Source organism: Candidatus Mesenet endosymbiont of Agriotes lineatus, from assembly GCF_964019585.1.
GTDB lineage: Bacteria > Pseudomonadota > Alphaproteobacteria > Rickettsiales > Anaplasmataceae > Mesenet.
This window is the reverse complement of record NZ_OZ026454.1, coordinates 723,619-741,167: the sequence shown is the minus strand read 5'-3', so window position 1 is coordinate 741,167 and position 17,549 is coordinate 723,619. Positions and strand designations below refer to the sequence as shown.

Here is a 17,549-nt window from a genome sequence, read left to right as displayed (position 1 = left end):
AAGTGCAGTAAATATAACATTTATGCTCAGCGCTAACTTTAATCAAAATATATAATCAAGCTTCTTTTAAATTATGCTATGATACGTTCTAAATATTTTGTATTGCTTTTTCTTTTCTAAAATTAAATTAGGCAATTTTTTTCATCTAAATTGGTTTACATGTTGTTATAAAAATACTTCACTATATCAAAATTAGTATGGCCTTTTCAAATTTATGCTAACATAAACAAAATTATATTTTTAATATTCATTTTAAAGGAGGTAATTATGGACCGTGGAGATATTGCAGAGGTTTTATTTTCTTGTATTAGAGAAGATGATCCTTATAGAGCATCTAAACTTCTTCAAATTGAACGTTGGTGTTATGTAAATTGGCATTTGCATCAAAGAGGTGGCAAAAAACAACATAATTTTATTGCACAAGTATTGTCTGATGAAGAATGTTGGGAGAAAGTTAATAATTTACATGGAGTGAAGCTCAATAGACAAATGGTAGGTAAGAAACTTATTTTGCCACCAGACTCAGATAACCCGTTTACTGATGCGAAAAGGTACAAAATTGCATGTGAGTGTTGCTTAGAAGAGGATGTGAGAGCTTTGTTTGAGGAAAGAAAAGAAGAATTATCAGCTCAAGGTAAAAGTAGCTTGTTAGAGTATAAGCACTTAATTGGGTGTTTCGGAGAAGGTGCTTTAGGGGAGTTTTGGTCACATTTTGTTGGTGGTTATGTTTCTAAATTGAATTTGAAAGGTCGTCATATATATGAGTATGGGCTTGACTGTGCTATAAATTGCAGACAAGTTCAAGCAGTTGAGTTCTTTTGGAATAAAATAAAATCATTACCTGAAGATGAATTAAGTGCACAAAAGAAGGATGAAATCTTAATGAAAAATGCGGTGTATTCAGCAGGACCTAATTTTCGCATTTACCCTGATATATTTGAGTTTTTCCTTAATCAGATAGATCCTGATAGATATCCGGAGCTTTTGAAAAGAGATTTAGAAAAAAATGGTCATTATGGTTCTTTAAATAAAATGAAGGACATGCCCAATTTTGATAAATTTCAGGAATTGTTTGATTATTTAAAGCCAAGTAATATTACAGAAGATGATTACTGTCTCTGGTTAAAATTCATGATAAAGGACTGTCCAGAGCATTATTTAGACAGAGGTGTGAAGGTTTTTATGCATATGTGGAGAAAAGAAGGATTTGATAATCATTGTACTTTTACATTGGACGAGGAAATGATAGACGATTCTGTTTTTCAAGGAAAATTTTTAGCGCATTTGGTTGAAAAAGGTTTTATGGAGCCAGTGTGGGCAATGTTAGATAAGGCTAATTTTAGACAAATCAAGGAGTTCATGTCTTCTGAAAAAGCAAATTATATACGTTCTATATTAGAGCAAGGAGATAATGAATCATTAAATAAGTTTTTAGCCTATTATGGTAAGTCTGCTGATAAAGGACTTGATAAAAAGAACAAACCTGGTCCAGGTGGTGATTTAGCTGAAGTAGAAGTTAGAAAAACACATGGCAAGTCCAATGTAAGACTGGGCAAGTAAAAAACGTTATATATTGTTGGAGGATCCTATGCCAAATCAAGAGAAACCACAAGATTTTGAGTTAATAGAGTTATTAATTCGAGAAGCAGTAGAAGCTAGTTTAAGTGATTTTAAATCTTTCAAGGCGAGATTTCAGTCATACATTGACCAGATTCCATCATATTTACATTCGGTAGGTAAAGAAGGTTTTTTTCCTCATTTCTTTTTAGGAAGCTTTTCTAATTTGGTAGACACAGAAATTGTGAAAAAGCTAGATATTGAAAAGATATATTTTAGTTTTGATAGTTCAAAAACTCTAAAGGTGGCTATTATTAAAAAAGGAGAAATTGAAAGCCCAGAAGATGCGGCTGATAAGGTAAAGCTCTTTGTTATTGCAGAGTCTGATAGCACAAGAAAAAAGTTTAGCTATGGTGAGTTAGATAAAATACTAGGTAATACTAAAGTTGCCAGAAATAGCCTTATAAGGCAGGCTAGAGATGAAGGTAAGCTTGGTGTAAAATTGGTAGAAATCACTAAAGAAAAAGATGCCAGTGGAAAAACAACAGGAATATCTGTTGATGTAAGAGGTAATAAGTTGAATAAAGACACTTCTACAGCACATGAATTCAAGGAGATAAAGAAAGGATTATGGAGTAACCCAGAAAATGATATAGCTAAGCTTACCAATTCTGATGTAGAAAAAGTGAAAAAACCTGTTGAAAATATTCTAAAAAAAGTTAGTAAAATTCACTCTGAATATAAGGATTCGCTTATTTATGCTGATAAAGCACGAGAAGCAGCACATCATGGGTTTATAGCAGGTGCTTTAGTGAATTTCCGCTATAGACATAATCTCAGGGTTTACCTGGAGCAATTTGCAGGAAGGGGTTATGCTGATATCGTTCTAGTGCCTCGTGGTAAGGAGAGGTCATTAAATTCTATTCCTATTATTATAGAACTGAAAGCTGCTACTAAAGAAGAATTAAAAGAGTTAAAGAAAGGAGGTAAGATAAAAGAAAATAGTAAAACTACACCAGCTGCTGCTTTAAAACAGGCAGAAGATTATACTAAAGGTTTTCAACCAAACGTGATGAGAGTTTTAACTACTGCAGATGATATTTTATGTGTTGGTGTAAACCTTGATCATCCATCTCCCATTTCAGATATCGTTGCTAAGTCACGTGATCAAAAAATTATACCTCTTTTTAATGATATGTTAGGATCTATTGATGAACGAAACAGTGGTAAAATTGATGAAGGAGAGTTAAAAAAGCAAATTCAAAATAATATAGAACGTGTATATCATACATTTCCTGGCACGGGAGAGAAGGGAGATAATCATTATTTTAGTAGGTTTCTGTTAGGACAATCACTATTGTTAAATGAAGTTAAGGATTTAAAGACGAGTTTTGAAAAACATATTTTTGTTTATGAAGAAAACGTACCTACTGAAGTTCGTTTAGAAAGTAAAGGTAGAGGTATTCCTCAACGCCAAGCAGCCAAGAAGGCAGATGAAAAGTTAGCTGAGTCATCTAGGCTTGATGAAAGTCATGCAGTTGTAACAATGGTATTTGTTCCAGAAAGTGATAAAAAATCAGCTTATGTAATGAATATTGTTGAATCAGATGGAAAAGCTGAAATATTAAAAAAAGGCATTCCTCTTAATAAACTTGAACAAAAGATAGGAAATAGAAAGATAGTGGAATTAAATCTTAATTTTAATATAAAAGAACAAAAATCAGATTTTAAAAAATATTTTAGTGTTGAAGTTAATGAGCCTATTTTTCTAGGAGAGTATAATGGTAAAAAATCTGATAAGTTTAAAGGTAATTTTAAGAATGTTCCTTACCCTAAGGATTTTAAGAAAACATTTGATGAAGTACTAGTATCTCAGCTTGCTCCTTCACAAGATCAATCTTCATCAATAGGTAAGTACAAGAAGTTATTTGGCAAAGTAGGCGAGGCAATGTTACCTTTTAAAGGTTTAATAGAAAAAGAAGCACATACTCAGGCAGTATTGCATGGAGCATTTGACCATTATAGTGATATCAAGCTAGGAGAGCCACAACAAGAAGATAGAGCGTTAATATTAACAGAGTTTCAAACAGGTAGGGGAAAACGCATTGATATGCTAGTTCATGGTATTAAGTTTGCAAATCAAGCTAACAGTGCTAAAGAGTATGATCCGGTAGGATTGGAGGTCAAAGGACCAAGGGAAGGTAAGACAGCTGATGCATTAATAACAGAAGCAAATGATCAAATAACTAAAGAGTATACAAAAGGTGTTACTTATAAAACGCTCACAGATGGCAACAAAGTAGCTTTTATGGGTATTGTATTTGATAAAGGAGCAAATAATGCAAATTCTCTTATTTTAGTAAGTAAAGATGAATTTACTCCTGTTAAGGTAGTTCATAGCTCCATTTTTAGTTTTAGCCAATGTGCAACAAGAAAAAGACGTGATATAGGTATACCATGCATAGATTCACTTGATGAAGAAAAGATCACAGAGGAAGGAAAAAAGCAACTTATTAAAGAGTTGTTCAATGCTGACAAGGTAGTAGAAAAAGTAAAGAACATCGAGTTCTATGATCAGCTTTTCAAGCTTTCTCAGCAGATATCTGAAGGTGAAATTATAGACAAAAATGTTGAAGAAGCATTTGTAGCAAAGATTAAAGATATAGATCTAAATTCAATAGACCCAGAAATTAAGGATATTGTAAAGGAGATGAAGGATAATATAGAAAATAAAGAAGAAATAAAAAATATCCTTAGAAGATCCGGAGTAGCAGAAAAAATAGGAAAAGTAGCAGAAGGTGCAGGTCTTGCCTTTACGGCATTTTTAGTTGGTAAACATATAGCAAATGGAGATGTAGAAGGGCTAGGTTATGATGCATTAAATCTCTGGGTAATGCCAAAGATTGGTGAAAAGATCTCTGGAAAAATATTAGAGTTAGGAACAAAGCTTGATTCTCAGATGTTAAAAGGATTTGCCCCAGTTATGGGACGTGCTATAGGTAACTTTGCAGCATTTTTAGGGCTAGCAGAGTCAATAAAAGCAAGGCAGAATGCAACAGATCCTGTAGATATAAAGATTGCTGACTTAAACATCGCAACTAATTCCATCTTTATAGCTGCAGATGTACCTGTAGTTGTTACTGAAACAATGTCAGTAGCAGGTTTAGAAACCGGGGTAATAGGAGCATTTGCTGGTCCAGTTGGTGCTGGTATCTCAGTTGCTGTTATTATCATATCGCAATTTGTAGAAGCAGAGCTTGAGGTAGAGAAGCTAAAAGAGCACATAAGTCTTACAGATCAAGAGAAGCATGATCTTTATTGGGATTTTTTCTTGGGTAAAAAAATACAAGATTATATAGAACGTGATATAGAAGCAGAAAATATTTATAGGCAATATATATCAAAGATCTTAGATCAATTTAAGAGTGGCTATGATACAATAGCTATTTCACTGCCTTCTATACTAATTACAAAAGAAAAATATGTGACTAATAATAATTCTCGAAAGAAGAGACAAGGAGAAGAAATAACGAATTGGTTAAGGGCTCATGATAGATGTATTACTAAAACAAGAGTAGTTAATAATGAGTTTGGTCTTGACTTAAGCACAAATATTACGCACCTATTTCCCATTAGTGGTACTAGTCATTACTCTAGAATAATTCCTGGTGTCATTAAAAACTATAATTTAGTCTGTGGGCCACTTAATGATAATGTTGTAAAAATTACAGAAGAACTTTTAAGTGGAAGCGTTTTGGATGTATCAAATGGGTGGTCGTGCGGTAATTCTTCACCACATAATAATGAAGTGTTAAGTAAAACAAGAGAAGAATGGTCTTTACAAAAATATACGATTGATTGCTATAACGCAGTTTTATACAACAGGAGTAATTCTTCTGGGCCTGTAAAGATGTTATTTTATATGTCTAATAACAATGCTTTTATAAATGTGACTTCTAATTATACCATTGATGTTATTTTTAATGGTAAGAATATACTACTTAATAGTTATGAAATCGATAATCAAGGGTCTAGTGTACAGAATAGGTATTATTTTACAAATCAGTTAAGTAATTGTGATATTCATAAACAAGGAACAAATTTCTTCTACATAACAAAGGATAATTTTGTATGTAATTTAGGTGGATCTTCTATTGGACAAAATAATATAGTTGTAACGCGAGGTAATTTTACAGATTCAGAGAATATACACTCTATTATTGGCAGTGACAAAACTAACCATATAGAAGTTTCTCATGCAGGTTATGTAGATGGTAAGGGTGAAAATGATGTAATAACAGCAAAAAACTTTACTACAATAAAGGGTTATTTTGGTGATTCTATTTACGGAAAAGGTTTGGTATTATTACCGATAAATTTTAATGATATAGGTAATGTAACTCATGCTAATAATATAACAAACATCTACAATAAAAGTGGAGATTTTATAAGCGTGGAAAAACAGACGTTAGTAAAAACAGCAGATGATTTATTTGTAACTCCAACAAAAGTAGATATTAATGGTATAGTAACAAATTTACAAGTAACAAAGAGTGTGGGTAGCAATGTTATATTAGATGATGAGTTAGATAGTTTGCGAAAAATAGACAATTCAAACTTTAATATCACAAAGCAATTATTGAGCACTAATTATCATAGTACTATAGGTAGTGCTAGTAATCATATTTTTTATCCTGATAAAGAGCATCATAATTTTTATTGGGAAGCTTCAAGCAATATAAGTCACCTTTATCTTTTTGATGAAAGAAATGCTAATATTACGATTGCTAAAGCAAATGGTATATTAGATTTTAGCCAACTAAATAGTACATTAAATGATATGCCATTTATAGAAAATGATAAGGGAGAAATAAAGATTAACAAAAATGGCCTAAATGTAACCCTGCTACCAGGTTATAAAGATATTACAGTTACATTCGACGGGGAAGAATATTACAAATTTCAGGATGGGGAACTAGAGCGTGATTATTGTTCTCACAGCTTAAAAATAGATGGAAGATTTAGCGTTAATGGCACTGATCTTTTAAATCATTATAATTGTTTCACATTTGACTCAGACAAAGTGCTTTTTTTGAAACTAAATAATGATTTGCTACTGCTATCAGATAAAGGGGCATTATCAATATCAGATTATTATCCTTCTGTTCATAAAAATTGGAATTTATCTATAGAATTAAACAATAGAATTATAGAACCAGAAGAATTTGAAGAGATAGATGATGACTTTAGTTCTTTCAGGTATTACCAACCAGGTGAACAAGGCTTACAGATTTATCATAATCAACCTGTTAATAAGAATGATATTGGTTTAGTTGATTTTAAAGATAAGTCTATATTAAATTTTGATATGAAAGTTATTAATGATAATTTATTGTTATTATACAAAAATAATACCCTCGTAAAAGTAGAAAATTGGAGTACTTATCAGCCAACAAGAGAAATGATGTTTGCTTTTAACGATACAATAGTTTCTAATTCAAGGTGTATAGCTTCTACTTGTAATTCAGAAGATGTTATAGTGGAATTTAGTAAAGAAAAAGCAGTTCTATTGACAAAGCAGGTGTTTGATGCTGTAGTGCAATCTAACATTGATATAGCAAAAGACTTAGTCAAGAAAATTGAAAATATTGACACTAGGGGTAATTATGAATTGACACTTTTATATGTAGCTATTAGAGAAAATAGGTTAGATGTGGTTAAACTTCTTTTTGATAGAAAATATGTTAGTGTTGAAGGTAGAGATGCTTATTACCATACTCCTTTGCACTGGGCTATTCAGAAAGATAGATTGGGCATAGCTAAGTTTCTTCTTGATCAAGGTGCTGATATTGAGGCTAAAGACCAGTACGGTTGGACATCTATATATTATGCTATTTATAAGGATAATTTCGATATATTGAAGTTTCTTATAGATAATGGTGCAGATATTGAAGCTAAAACTATCAATAACGAAACACCTTTATACATAACTGTTGAGGACAATAATAAATTTAAAATGTTTAGGCTTCTTCTGGATAAAGGTGCTAACATTGAAGCTAAAAGCAAGGATGATTGGACACCTTTGCACTATGCTGCTTATAAAGATAATTTGGATGTATGTAAACTTCTTCTCGAGAAAGGCGCTAGTGTCGAGGCTAAAAATATTAACGATGAAACACCTTTACATGTAGCCGCTGAGAATAATAATAGATCTAAAGTCACTGTTGAACTTCTTTTAGATAAAGGTGCTAACATTGAAGCTAAAAGTAAGAATGGTTGGACACCTTTGCACTATGCTGCTTACAAAGATAATTTGGATGTATGTAAACTTCTTCTCGAGAGAGGTGCTAGTATCGAAGCTAAAACTAATGATGATGGGACACCATTAAATATTGCTAATTATACGAAACATTTTGATGTTGTAGAATATTTAGAAAAATTTAAGGAAGAAATGGAAAGGCCTGTACAGCGCAAACGCCGTCACCACCATAGAGATCATAATCGTCATTGTACTATAGATTTAAATAATCAACCTGAGATAGTGGTAAGTAGCGGTGAAAGGCCATCTTCATGGATAAATGATTTGTTTGGTTGGGTAAAAGCAAAAAGTGGTTTGTTAACAACAAGAATAGTAAGTCCTATAAGGAGATGGTTTATTAATGATCAAAATATCAATGCTTCTAGCGAAAACAAGTCTTATGATTCTGCAACCCAAAATCACTTAAAAGCAGTAGACTTTTCACAGATTGATGTAAATGGAACAATATTATTAGCAGATGTTTTACTAGCTAAGAGAGGTAAAAGACAAATATATACTTCTTCAATGGATCAAGGTTTATCTCAATCAAAAACATTGGGCTATACATTAAATATTGGGCGAGTATTTGAAGAGGCAGTAAAAAAAGCTGCATTAAAAAGTGGTATATCGGAACGTCGATTAAATATTGATTTTGTAGAAATAGAGAAGATGGAAAAAGAGATTAACAATAAAGTTGTAAGAGGTAGATTTGATGAAATTTCTCAGGTCTTAAAGTCATACGCAGAGAAAGTTTGTCCTAAAACAAAGAAAGGATCTGCAGGTATGTTAAGTCCGAAGAAATTTAATAAGTTTATGGCTGAGTTCAATAATCTATCTTTAGATCAATCAATACAGCAAATTCTGTATAATAGTACAAATAATGTACTAGAAGATAATAATGTACAAGAACAGCAAAGAAGTTCTAATTTAGAAAACAAGAAGCCTAAAAGTTATTTAGGTAATATTTCTGCCCAAGATTATTTAACTCAGGGTAAAAATTTAAGAAACCAAAATAGAATATCAGTTTCTTAACTTTTTAATTTTATCTACCAAAAGGCCGATATTTTGAGATATAACATCTATAAAGATACCGGCCTTGAGTGAGTTTTTTGCTACAGCCATTTTAGCTTTCATTCCACCTTTTTCTTCGCTGATGAGGATGGCTTCCCTGTTTATAGCTGATCAACTGTAATATTTTGTTCAGCAAGGATTATCCAATCTGGTATTTCTCTGCCCTTTTTCCACTTAGCAAACCTCATCTTTTCTTTTAAGTAATATTTTCTGTAGGCTTTGATAGGGCTACTACATTTATATAGATCAGGCAACGCTTGTATAAAAGTTTGTATATCAGCTGATTGAAAAATGAGAAAATCCTTATTATTATCACACCAATCTATAACTTCCTCTGATTTATGTTTTCTTTTGTATCGCCAAGTATACTCTTTACATAGTTCTTTTCCGTAATCTATCAACCAACAAAAGTTCCCTTTCGATTGTCTTGCCCATAAAGAACAAGGGTGGTTGTTATGAGTAGGTCTATATGGAATTTCTATATTCTCCTGATCTATAATACTGACGAAAGGATTTGGCACTTTTAGTGCTGTTGAAAAAACATTACTCAATAATTGAGCAGTCTCTAATGGCATTTTTACTATATGCTTATCACACAACATTTGTGCTGCAATTGCTGGGCTTTCATCTAGTACAAAGATATTCATCTAAATATCCAAAGATAGTATCAGCTTAAGTCTTTAACTTCATCAGCTGTAAGACCAGTAGTTTGAGATATGATATCAATCGATACACCAGCTTTAAGTAAGTTTCTTGCCACTTCAATTTTGCCTTTTTGAGAACCGATTTGGATACCTTTTTCAGTAGCATCATCAATACGCTGAGCAAGAATATTTTCCTCTTTATAAACATCGATAATTCTTTCTTCATAAGCAACAAGATCTTTTTCATTCCAGCTAAACCTATCCAACTCATCATACGCTAGCTTTATTATTGGTTCCTGTTTTGCAATTTTCCTTAAATCTTCATCAGTTGTTTCTTCTGCATATTTGAAAAAGAAGCACCAGCGCTCTACAACTGTTTGAAGATGTTCTACCTTACTTTTCGCAAATTTAGGTAACTCTATAAAAACAAACTGAAAATCCTTTAAGTAATGGCCATTGGTCTTAATGTCGCGAATATTATGGGTAGAGATATACTCAACTTCTTTAGGAAAAAGAGTACAATTGGAAATAGCAATAAAGAAAACTTTCTTAAAATCAATATAATTACCAGACTGTCGTGAATAAGCCTTAGCAGCATAAAGTTGAGCACGTTTTTCAAAGCCTTTATCTCTTGCAACCTGCATCCTCCGCAATATATCTATTACCTTGAGAATCCTTACAGAGAACGTCAACAATGCTTTGTTTATCAGAGGCAATCTCAGGATTCATAATAGTGCTAAGGAATTCAACTTCTTGTATTGCACTTTCTCCATGAAACTCTAAGATATCATTAAGAAAATGAATAAGAATATTTTTATTCTTCTCAGTACCGAAAATTCGTTTAAAGGTTAGATCACATTTTGGATCTAAAAACTTAGAAATAGCCATATAAAGAAAGAGAATAAATTATTAATAATTATACCCTATTTAAAGTAACTTTACAAACGTAACATGAATTACTTTAAGTCTTTCTACAACTTTTTAATTTCATCAAGCGGTAAGCCAGTAAACTTGACAATGGTGGTTACATCAACATTATTGGCGAGCATTGTTTTTGCCACTTCAATTTTCCCTTCAATTTTGCCTTTTTGAGAACCGATTTGGATACCTTTTTCAGTACCGATTTGGATACCTTTTTCAGTACCGATTTGGATGCCTTCAATTTTCCCTTCAATTTTTCCTTCATCGAATTTTTGAGCTAAAGCAGCGATTTCATCTCTAAGACGTTTTTTTCCTTGCTCATAGGCTAGCAATTCTTGTTCTGACCAGTTAAATTTATTCATTTCCTCATAGGCACGTTTAATAATGATATCACTACCCACTATTTTATCCAAATCTTCTTCTCTTGTTTCTGCTGCATATTTAAAGAAATAACACCATTTTTCAACAATATTTTCTAATTGATCTTCTTTAGTTTTTGGAAACTTGGGTAGTTCAATAAATGTAAAATAGATATCTCTTAAGTCATGCTCAAAGCTATTTCTATCCAAAATAATATGGTCTGATTTATATTCAGCTTTATCTGGAAAAATAATGCAATCAGCAACAGCAACAAAGATTATTTCCTTAAGATTATGATATTCATCTCCTTGATCAGCTTGACCTGAATAGGCTTTAGCAGCATAGTACTGAGCACGTTTTTCAAAGCCTTTGGTTTTAGTGAATTGCATCTCGACAATATATTTGATGTTTTGAGAGTCCTTACATAAAATATCAACTATGCTCTGTTTTTTAGAGGCAATCTCAGGATCTAAAACAGTGGTTAAAAACTCAACTTCCTGAATTGCACCTAAACCAGTAAAACCAAGAATATCATTAAGAAAGTGAATGAGGATATCTTTATTCTTTTCAGAACCGAATATTCTCTTGAAGGCAACATCATTGCGAGCATCGAGAAATTTAGAAATAGTCATATATAGAAAGGGAATAAAATCTTAATAATTATACCCTGTTTAAAGTAGTTTTACAAATATAAAGCTAGGTAATAGACTGACCTTTAATAAGGGATAACATGGCGATAATTCTATTAGATGCAAAAACAATTAATCGTATAGCAGCTGGTGAGGTTGTAGAACGTCCAGCTAGTGTGGTAAAAGAATTAGTAGAAAACGCTATAGATGCCGGTAGCAGAGAAATTGAAGTGAAAGTAGAAAGTGGTGGGCGTAATCTCATTACTGTTTTAGATAATGGTACTGGCATAGAGAAGGAAGATATTGAGCTAGCATTTAAGCGCCATGCAACTTCTAAACTTAAAAATGATGATGATTTGATGGAAATAAAACATTTAGGGTTTCGTGGAGAAGCACTACCTTCAATTGCTGCAGTAAGTAGAATAAAACTTTCATCGCGAGCAAAAGCTGTTTGGAGTATAGCTTATGAAGGTGGAGAAAAGGTGATGGATCTTACTCCTGCTTCTATTCCAGGTGGTACAGAAATTGAAGTAAGGGATTTGTTTTTTGCCACTCCTAATAGACTTAAATTTTTAAAAACTGAAAGAGCAGAAACTCAAGCAATTGTTGACATTATAAATAACTTGGCCATGATAAACCCCAGCATCGGTTTTACTCTTAGCGCCAATAACAAAAGGCTTTTAAAATATAATAAGCAAGAATCACTACTGTTTAGGTTACGCGAGATTGCCAAGGAATTTGCGGAGAATTCTCTTAAAGTGAGGGAAGAAGAGGATGGTACAGGCGTAACAGGCTACATCTGCAAACCAACAGTAAACCGTGGTAACTCTACTATGATCCATACTTTCGTTAACAATAGGCCAATTAAAGATAATATGCTCATAGGGGCCATAAGATATGCATATAATGATTTTATTCCTAGTGGCAGGTACCCAATTGTTGTACTACATTTAGAAGTGCCTTACGATCAGGTAGACGTGAATGTGCATCCCAATAAGCTAGAGGTAAGATTTAGAGATAAAAAGCTTATATATGAGGTAATCACCAGGGGATTAATTAAAGCCTTATCAACAAGATTAAGTGATAAGAAAGATATTCCTTTGAGCCCATTTGAGAAATTTATTGCCGATGATAAGATTAGTGAAAACAGTAAGGTAAGTAAGGATAATAGAAGGAATCAAGAATTCTATTCCAAAAGACCATCTCCTTTAGAAAGTTCGTTAATGAATAAATTCCTCTCTCCTGATTTAGAAACAAAAAGGGATAGTTTTTTAGTAGATAAACCATACTCTTTGGATCTACAAAAAGAGTTAAAACCTTCTCAGCAAACAGATATTTTAACTAAAGAGCAGATAAATATAGTAGAAGAATATCCTTTAGGGCTTGCACGTTGTCAGGTTTATAACACTTATATCATCGCGCAGTCAAAGGATAAGCTAATTATTGTTGATCAACATGCAGCTCATGAGAGGCTGGTTTATGAGTATTTAAAAGGGGTAATAAAAAAGTCAGGGATTAAAAGACAAAAATTACTTATTCCTGAAACTGTAGTAATAAGTAGCCATGCTGGAGAACTTATAGCAAAATATAAAGATAAACTGAGTGAAATGGGTTTGGGTCTTGAGATTGCCTCAGATACACTAGTGACAGTCAAAGAAACCCCAGCAATTTTTGGTGCAATTAATGTCAAAGAAACGGTATTGGATTTAGCCGATAATCTGATAGCGATGGAAGATACTTTACCAATAGAAGATAAAATGAAAAAAATTTGTGCAACCATCTCCTGCCATGGATCAATCAGAGCGGGGAGAGCTATGAAACTTGAAGAGATGAACACTATGCTCAGGCAAATGGAAGAGACAGCATTTTCTGGCCAATGTAACCATGGTAGACCCACCTATATAGAAATGAAACTCTCTGACATTGAAAAGCTTTTTGAGCGGAGATAATCTTTACTCAGGTATGTAATCTGTTCCTATAATAAAACTCAAAAGCAATTGTTCAATCTCTTTATTTTTTGAGCGATATCCAGAGCTGTCATAATTATCTCTAAATAAATGTTTGCTTAGTAATAATTCAACGATTCTTTTTTAATTACTGCAAGATGTAAAGTCATATTCTCCTTGCGCATTAACGTTAGCATTATTTTGTAATAGAATCTCTACAACGTTTTCACAATTATTTAAAACTGCAATGTGCAGGGGTGTATTTAGATCTTTATCTATTACATCAACATATCCACCACTTTTTATGAGCATCTTCAGAATTTCATTATTTTTGCTGCTAAATGTATAAGCTAGCAGTCCTCATATCTGCACCATTTTTTATCAACAATTTCTTCATAGCCAGGTTTAAAAGAATATTTAAATGGCCATTTTTACTAGCAAAATGTAAAGCGATGTTGCCGTTTCTATCTCTAACATTAACCTTAATGCCTTTTTTTACTAAAAATTCTAATATACCTTTCCAATTATATTTAGCAGCCAGATGAAACATTTTTAAACCAAGTATACTATTAACCAGAGGGTATAATAATGAGTTAATATATTTACCTTTATTAACTTTTCTCGCTATAGCATTTAAATCCTTATCAATCCCCATACTGACCTCCATAGAGCGTTATATAATAAAGTATGTGCTCTTCAGGGTTAGGATAGTATTAATATTTAGCAAGAGAAATGTTTAAGAGAAATACTCTTTATACGAGAAAGTATTTAGTAAACATTTAAAAAACTTCTGGTGCTGGATTTAGTAAAAATCTATAATATTTATGCTACTATCTGACAAAATTCTTCATCTGGGCTTCTTTTTTTAAGTCCTTGATATTTTTGGCAGTAGTATTGTCTATCTCAGCTGATGCAATTTTTAATTGAGATTGTATTCTTATATACTTATCTCCCATTACTTCACCCAGTTGATAATCAACAGCATCAAGCCAAACATAATATCCAGTAAAGGCTTAACCCATTGCCTAATCTTTTTGAGCTACTATATTTTATGGTTCTTTCTAATGTACCTGTACCAAGAGATAGAATAGTTATGTCATCATTTGGAAATAACCTCTTGCCACTAGCATATCCGCAGGCAGCAGGATTATTGGCAAAGATTCCCCCATCAATCAGTACTCTATTTATTTGATTAATTTTAAGATGTTTAGGGGTAAAGTAAGTGGGTGCTGCAGTTGTAGCTCTTAAAGCATCTTTTAACTTGATAAGATTTCTATCCTCTCGCCAGTTTTTAAAGAAGAAAGGACAATGATTATCTATATCGTAGCTAGTTAACAGGAGATTACTTAAAGTATTGCTCAAAGTATCCTCACCAAAATACCCAGTTAGAACATGTTCAAGATTCTTATATGAGTACTCTGCACCATTAAACCAAGCAATTGCTTTTCTTAAAAAGAAGGATCTAAAGATATAAGATCCATACTTTTGATAAAAAATCTTGAGCAGAATATTTAGTTGATCATCTTTCTTGCATAACCCAGCAACAACAATGCCACCGGTTGAAGTACCAGCAATTAAATCAAATATTTGAGCTATTGGCTTTCTTGTTCTCTTTTCTATTTCTGCAAGAACAGTAGCAGGGATAATACCTCTGATCCCACCACCATCAACTGAGAGGATATATTTTGACATTGCTAAATACTAGATATTTGTTGATTTTATTAACGTGTTTATCTTTATCTGGGTGTATAGACTTTATATCTCCACTTTGCCCAAGAATTACGGTCTGTTTTACACCCGGAGAAAAATGTACTGAGCAGATAATTAGTACAATAGATCATTCTAAAAAGTCCATATTGGTTCAGGCCTACACATTTACTTCTAAGCCAATTACAGAGTCTTTAATTAAAGCGAAAAATCGAGGTGTTGACGTTAAAGTAATTTTAGATAAAACACAAATTCACTCAAAATATAGCGTTATCAATGAACTGTTTAAACAAGAAATACCAATATGGATTGACCTTAAACCAGAAATATCGCACAATAAAGTTATTATTATTGATAATCAAAAAATCATAACGGGGTCATTCAATTTTACTGCATCTGCTGAATTAAGGAATGCTGAAAATTTATTGATTATTACAGGCAATCATGCATTAACTGAAAAATATGTAGAAAATTGGAAGGAGCGCCAATTGCAGTCTAATCCTTATACACCAGCTGGAAAAGAATAATTATTACCTTGAGCTAGAAATTTGAATTTTAAACTCATCTAATTCTTCAGAGAGGTTTTTTACTCTTTCCTCAAGTATCAATACTTTTTCTATTAATCCATGTTCAATTAATTTATCATGCATGTGTACTCGAAAATCAAGCTTTGCGAGCCACCAGATTGTTGCCACTGTTTGTATTACCATTGTTATAATTACTGCTATTGGGATTTTTCCTATAGTTTGGTTTTTCATGCTTCTCCTCATTGCTAAAATGGTTTAAATTTTGATTAAAGTTTTTTGGTTAAAATGGGTTTAGTAAGACTAGAATGTTAGTATATATATTATCCTCTTTTGCTCAGTAGACTATTATTCAAATTTGTATTGCTTGTCTGCGTTATAAAGCAGACTTATAATCTCATTGTAGGGTTTATCTTTATTATGTCGTGATTCTATTACGGCCATATCTCTAGGATTTTTTTCGTCGTTATCTCTCACGTTAGGATTTGCTCCTTTTTTTAATAAAAGTTTAACAATCTCTAAACGACCTACATACGCAGCATGGTGTAAGGCTATTCTTTTGCTTGTACTGCCATTTGTAGCGTTAATATCTACCCCTTTCTCTACAAAAAACTTTATAATTTCCAAACACCCTCCTCTTGCAGAATGAATTAGTGTTTTTGAACTAACACTTGAAGTACTATTTATGTCTAGTATATCCTGTACTAAGAATTTTGTGATTTCTAGATTACAACCTTCTGCAGCAACTTGCAATATTTGTTCATAATTGTTGGTAGCTTTTACTTTCATGCAATAATAAGTAATAAAAACACATATTACTGTTACTACAAGCCATATAAGGTTTAGACTGTTTTTTACATTTTTATTCGGCTTGTTCATATTTAACATTTTTTCTACATTAAATAGATAATTTATTTAATTTTTCTTAACCCTTTTATTTGTTAGATGCCACTAATGCAGTAAGATAACCTCTGCTATTTAAAGTATGTTCTACTTTGTTTATCATCCACGTACCATCTATTTCTTTGCCAAATTCTGCAAGATTAAGTCTAGCTTCAGTAAAAACTCGAGGATTACCTGGTATAGTTATATCTAAGGTTGCTGTGCTACGCCTTAGTTGTTTTAATTTTGCTTGAGCTGCACCTAGTGCTAATTCTGAGCTTGAGTAAACTTCCCGCATGACATAACTTGGACTACCAACTCCAGCTGTTTCTGAAATAGTTTCTCCCTTTTCGTAATTATACCATTTTGCTATCACAGAATTATAACGATTGCGTACAGTAAAACATGCTTGCCAGTTAATTACATCTTGAGGGGTGATAGCTATTGCTTCTAAAGTTTTCCCTGATACTGATTTTGACTTTCCTTTAGAGACAAAGATTATATATCCACCTATAGGCTTAACTATTGCTCCATGTTCTCTAGCTATTTTAGTTAAAAAACTCATATCACTCTCATTGATTTGATAAGTATGCCGCACTAAGATATCTTTGAACTCTGTAGCAACTTTAGCTCCATAACCATGCTTTTGTGCTATTTGTTCTACTAAATCACCTAAAGTAATCTGATGCCACTGTTTTGATACCTGTTCTTTTAAAGACTTCTTTAAATTAGCAACATGAGCTTTAATCCTTACTGTTTGTGGTGGACTTTGTATTATTACTTCATTGGCTACATAAACTCCCATGGGAAATAACCCTGTCTCCTTATATCCAAGAAATACCTTTAAATTACCTGCAAACTCTAAAGCACCATTTTCATAATTAAAACATATCTCAGCTTCATCACTGGTAGTGCCAAGTTCATCAGTAATACGCAGCGATATTAACCTATTTTTCAAATTCTCTATAACAAAGCTTTCTCCTGTGATTATATTAAAATCAGGTATCATT

Annotated in this window: 11 protein-coding genes and 2 pseudogenes; 4 read left to right on the top strand and 9 right to left on the bottom strand. The window is 32.4% G+C overall.

The features are described from left to right. Positions 1-267 precede the first annotated feature (267 nt). Positions 268-1,560 carry a hypothetical protein gene (locus tag AACL19_RS03475; RefSeq protein ID WP_339045138.1) on the top strand — a complete coding sequence of 431 codons (1,293 nt, stop codon included), beginning with the start codon at positions 268-270 and terminating at the stop codon, positions 1,558-1,560. A gap of 28 nt (positions 1,561-1,588) precedes the next feature. After that, entirely contained in the window at positions 1,589-8,887 is a 7,299-nt protein-coding gene (locus AACL19_RS03470) for an ankyrin repeat domain-containing protein (RefSeq protein ID WP_339046613.1), read from the top strand. Positions 8,888-9,027: 140 nt separating this feature from the next. Here AACL19_RS03470 and AACL19_RS03465 read toward each other — a convergent pair whose 3' ends face one another. The 3 genes and pseudogenes from AACL19_RS03465 to AACL19_RS03455 form a co-directional block, all read right to left on the bottom strand. Then, positions 9,028-9,573 carry a pyrimidine dimer DNA glycosylase/endonuclease V gene (locus AACL19_RS03465; protein ID WP_339046611.1) on the bottom strand — a complete coding sequence of 182 codons (546 nt, stop codon included), beginning with the start codon at positions 9,571-9,573 and terminating at the stop codon, positions 9,028-9,030. A 20-nt stretch (positions 9,574-9,593) separates the two neighbouring features. Further along, positions 9,594-10,458, bottom strand: a pseudogene (locus AACL19_RS03460) (Rpn family recombination-promoting nuclease/putative transposase). 83 nt (positions 10,459-10,541) lie between these two features. Further along, a complete protein-coding gene (locus AACL19_RS03455; protein ID WP_339046609.1) occupies positions 10,542-11,483 on the bottom strand; it encodes an Rpn family recombination-promoting nuclease/putative transposase in 942 nt (313 codons plus the stop codon). 98 nt (positions 11,484-11,581) lie between these two features. On the opposite strand from AACL19_RS03455, the gene mutL reads away from it, so the two are divergent. Beyond that, positions 11,582-13,429 carry a DNA mismatch repair endonuclease MutL gene (gene mutL / locus AACL19_RS03450; protein WP_339046607.1) on the top strand — a complete coding sequence of 616 codons (1,848 nt, stop codon included), beginning with the start codon at positions 11,582-11,584 and terminating at the stop codon, positions 13,427-13,429. A 141-nt stretch (positions 13,430-13,570) separates the two neighbouring features. On the opposite strand, the gene AACL19_RS03445 is transcribed toward mutL, so the two are convergent. The 3 genes and pseudogenes from AACL19_RS03445 to AACL19_RS03435 all read right to left on the bottom strand — a co-directional run bounded on the left by AACL19_RS03445 (position 13,571) and on the right by AACL19_RS03435 (position 15,118). Further along, on the bottom strand, positions 13,571-13,783 hold the full coding sequence (locus AACL19_RS03445) for an ankyrin repeat domain-containing protein (protein WP_339046653.1): 213 nt from the start codon (positions 13,781-13,783) through the stop codon (positions 13,571-13,573). Next, complete coding sequence (locus tag AACL19_RS03440) at positions 13,764-14,081, bottom strand: ankyrin repeat domain-containing protein (protein WP_339046429.1); 318 nt, start codon at positions 14,079-14,081, stop codon at positions 13,764-13,766. Before AACL19_RS03440 ends, AACL19_RS03445 begins: the two co-directional genes overlap by 20 nt. A 175-nt stretch (positions 14,082-14,256) precedes the next feature. Next, positions 14,257-15,118: pseudogene (locus AACL19_RS03435) on the bottom strand (patatin-like phospholipase family protein). A 17-nt stretch (positions 15,119-15,135) separates the two neighbouring features. Here AACL19_RS03435 and AACL19_RS03430 point away from each other — a divergent pair. Further along, positions 15,136-15,660, top strand: coding sequence for a phospholipase D family protein (locus AACL19_RS03430; protein WP_410519869.1), 525 nt, complete (start codon positions 15,136-15,138; stop codon positions 15,658-15,660). Positions 15,661-15,663: 3 nt separating this feature from the next. Here the strand turns inward: AACL19_RS03430 and AACL19_RS03425 are convergent, their stop codons facing one another. The 3 genes from AACL19_RS03425 to AACL19_RS03415 all read right to left on the bottom strand — a co-directional run bounded on the left by AACL19_RS03425 (position 15,664) and on the right by AACL19_RS03415 (position 17,548). Continuing rightward, positions 15,664-15,891: a hypothetical protein gene (locus tag AACL19_RS03425; RefSeq protein WP_339045309.1), complete on the bottom strand. Its 228-nt coding sequence runs from the start codon at positions 15,889-15,891 to the stop codon at positions 15,664-15,666. A 114-nt stretch (positions 15,892-16,005) separates the two neighbouring features. Next, on the bottom strand, positions 16,006-16,536 hold the full coding sequence (locus tag AACL19_RS03420) for an ankyrin repeat domain-containing protein (protein ID WP_339046605.1): 531 nt from the start codon (positions 16,534-16,536) through the stop codon (positions 16,006-16,008). A gap of 55 nt (positions 16,537-16,591) precedes the next feature. Next, a complete protein-coding gene (locus AACL19_RS03415; RefSeq protein ID WP_339045307.1) occupies positions 16,592-17,548 on the bottom strand; it encodes a phage late control D family protein in 957 nt (318 codons plus the stop codon). Position 17,549 lies beyond the last annotated feature (1 nt).

Excerpts from the sequence above, each read along its gene's own strand:
- AACL19_RS03420 (WP_339046605.1), bottom strand. The coding sequence starts at position 16,536 with ATGAACAAGCCGAATAAAAATGTAAAAAACAGTCTAAACCTTATATGG.
- mutL (WP_339046607.1), top strand. The coding sequence starts at position 11,582 with ATGGCGATAATTCTATTAGATGCAAAAACAATTAATCGTATAGCAGCT.
- AACL19_RS03475 (WP_339045138.1), top strand. The coding sequence starts at position 268 with ATGGACCGTGGAGATATTGCAGAGGTTTTATTTTCTTGTATTAGAGAA.
- AACL19_RS03465 (WP_339046611.1), bottom strand. The coding sequence starts at position 9,573 with ATGAATATCTTTGTACTAGATGAAAGCCCAGCAATTGCAGCACAAATG.
- AACL19_RS03440 (WP_339046429.1), bottom strand. The coding sequence starts at position 14,081 with ATGGGGATTGATAAGGATTTAAATGCTATAGCGAGAAAAGTTAATAAA.
- AACL19_RS03425 (WP_339045309.1), bottom strand. The coding sequence starts at position 15,891 with ATGAAAAACCAAACTATAGGAAAAATCCCAATAGCAGTAATTATAACA.
- AACL19_RS03415 (WP_339045307.1), bottom strand. The coding sequence starts at position 17,548 with ATGATACCTGATTTTAATATAATCACAGGAGAAAGCTTTGTTATAGAG.
- AACL19_RS03455 (WP_339046609.1), bottom strand. The coding sequence starts at position 11,483 with ATGACTATTTCTAAATTTCTCGATGCTCGCAATGATGTTGCCTTCAAG.
- AACL19_RS03470 (WP_339046613.1), top strand. The coding sequence starts at position 1,589 with ATGCCAAATCAAGAGAAACCACAAGATTTTGAGTTAATAGAGTTATTA.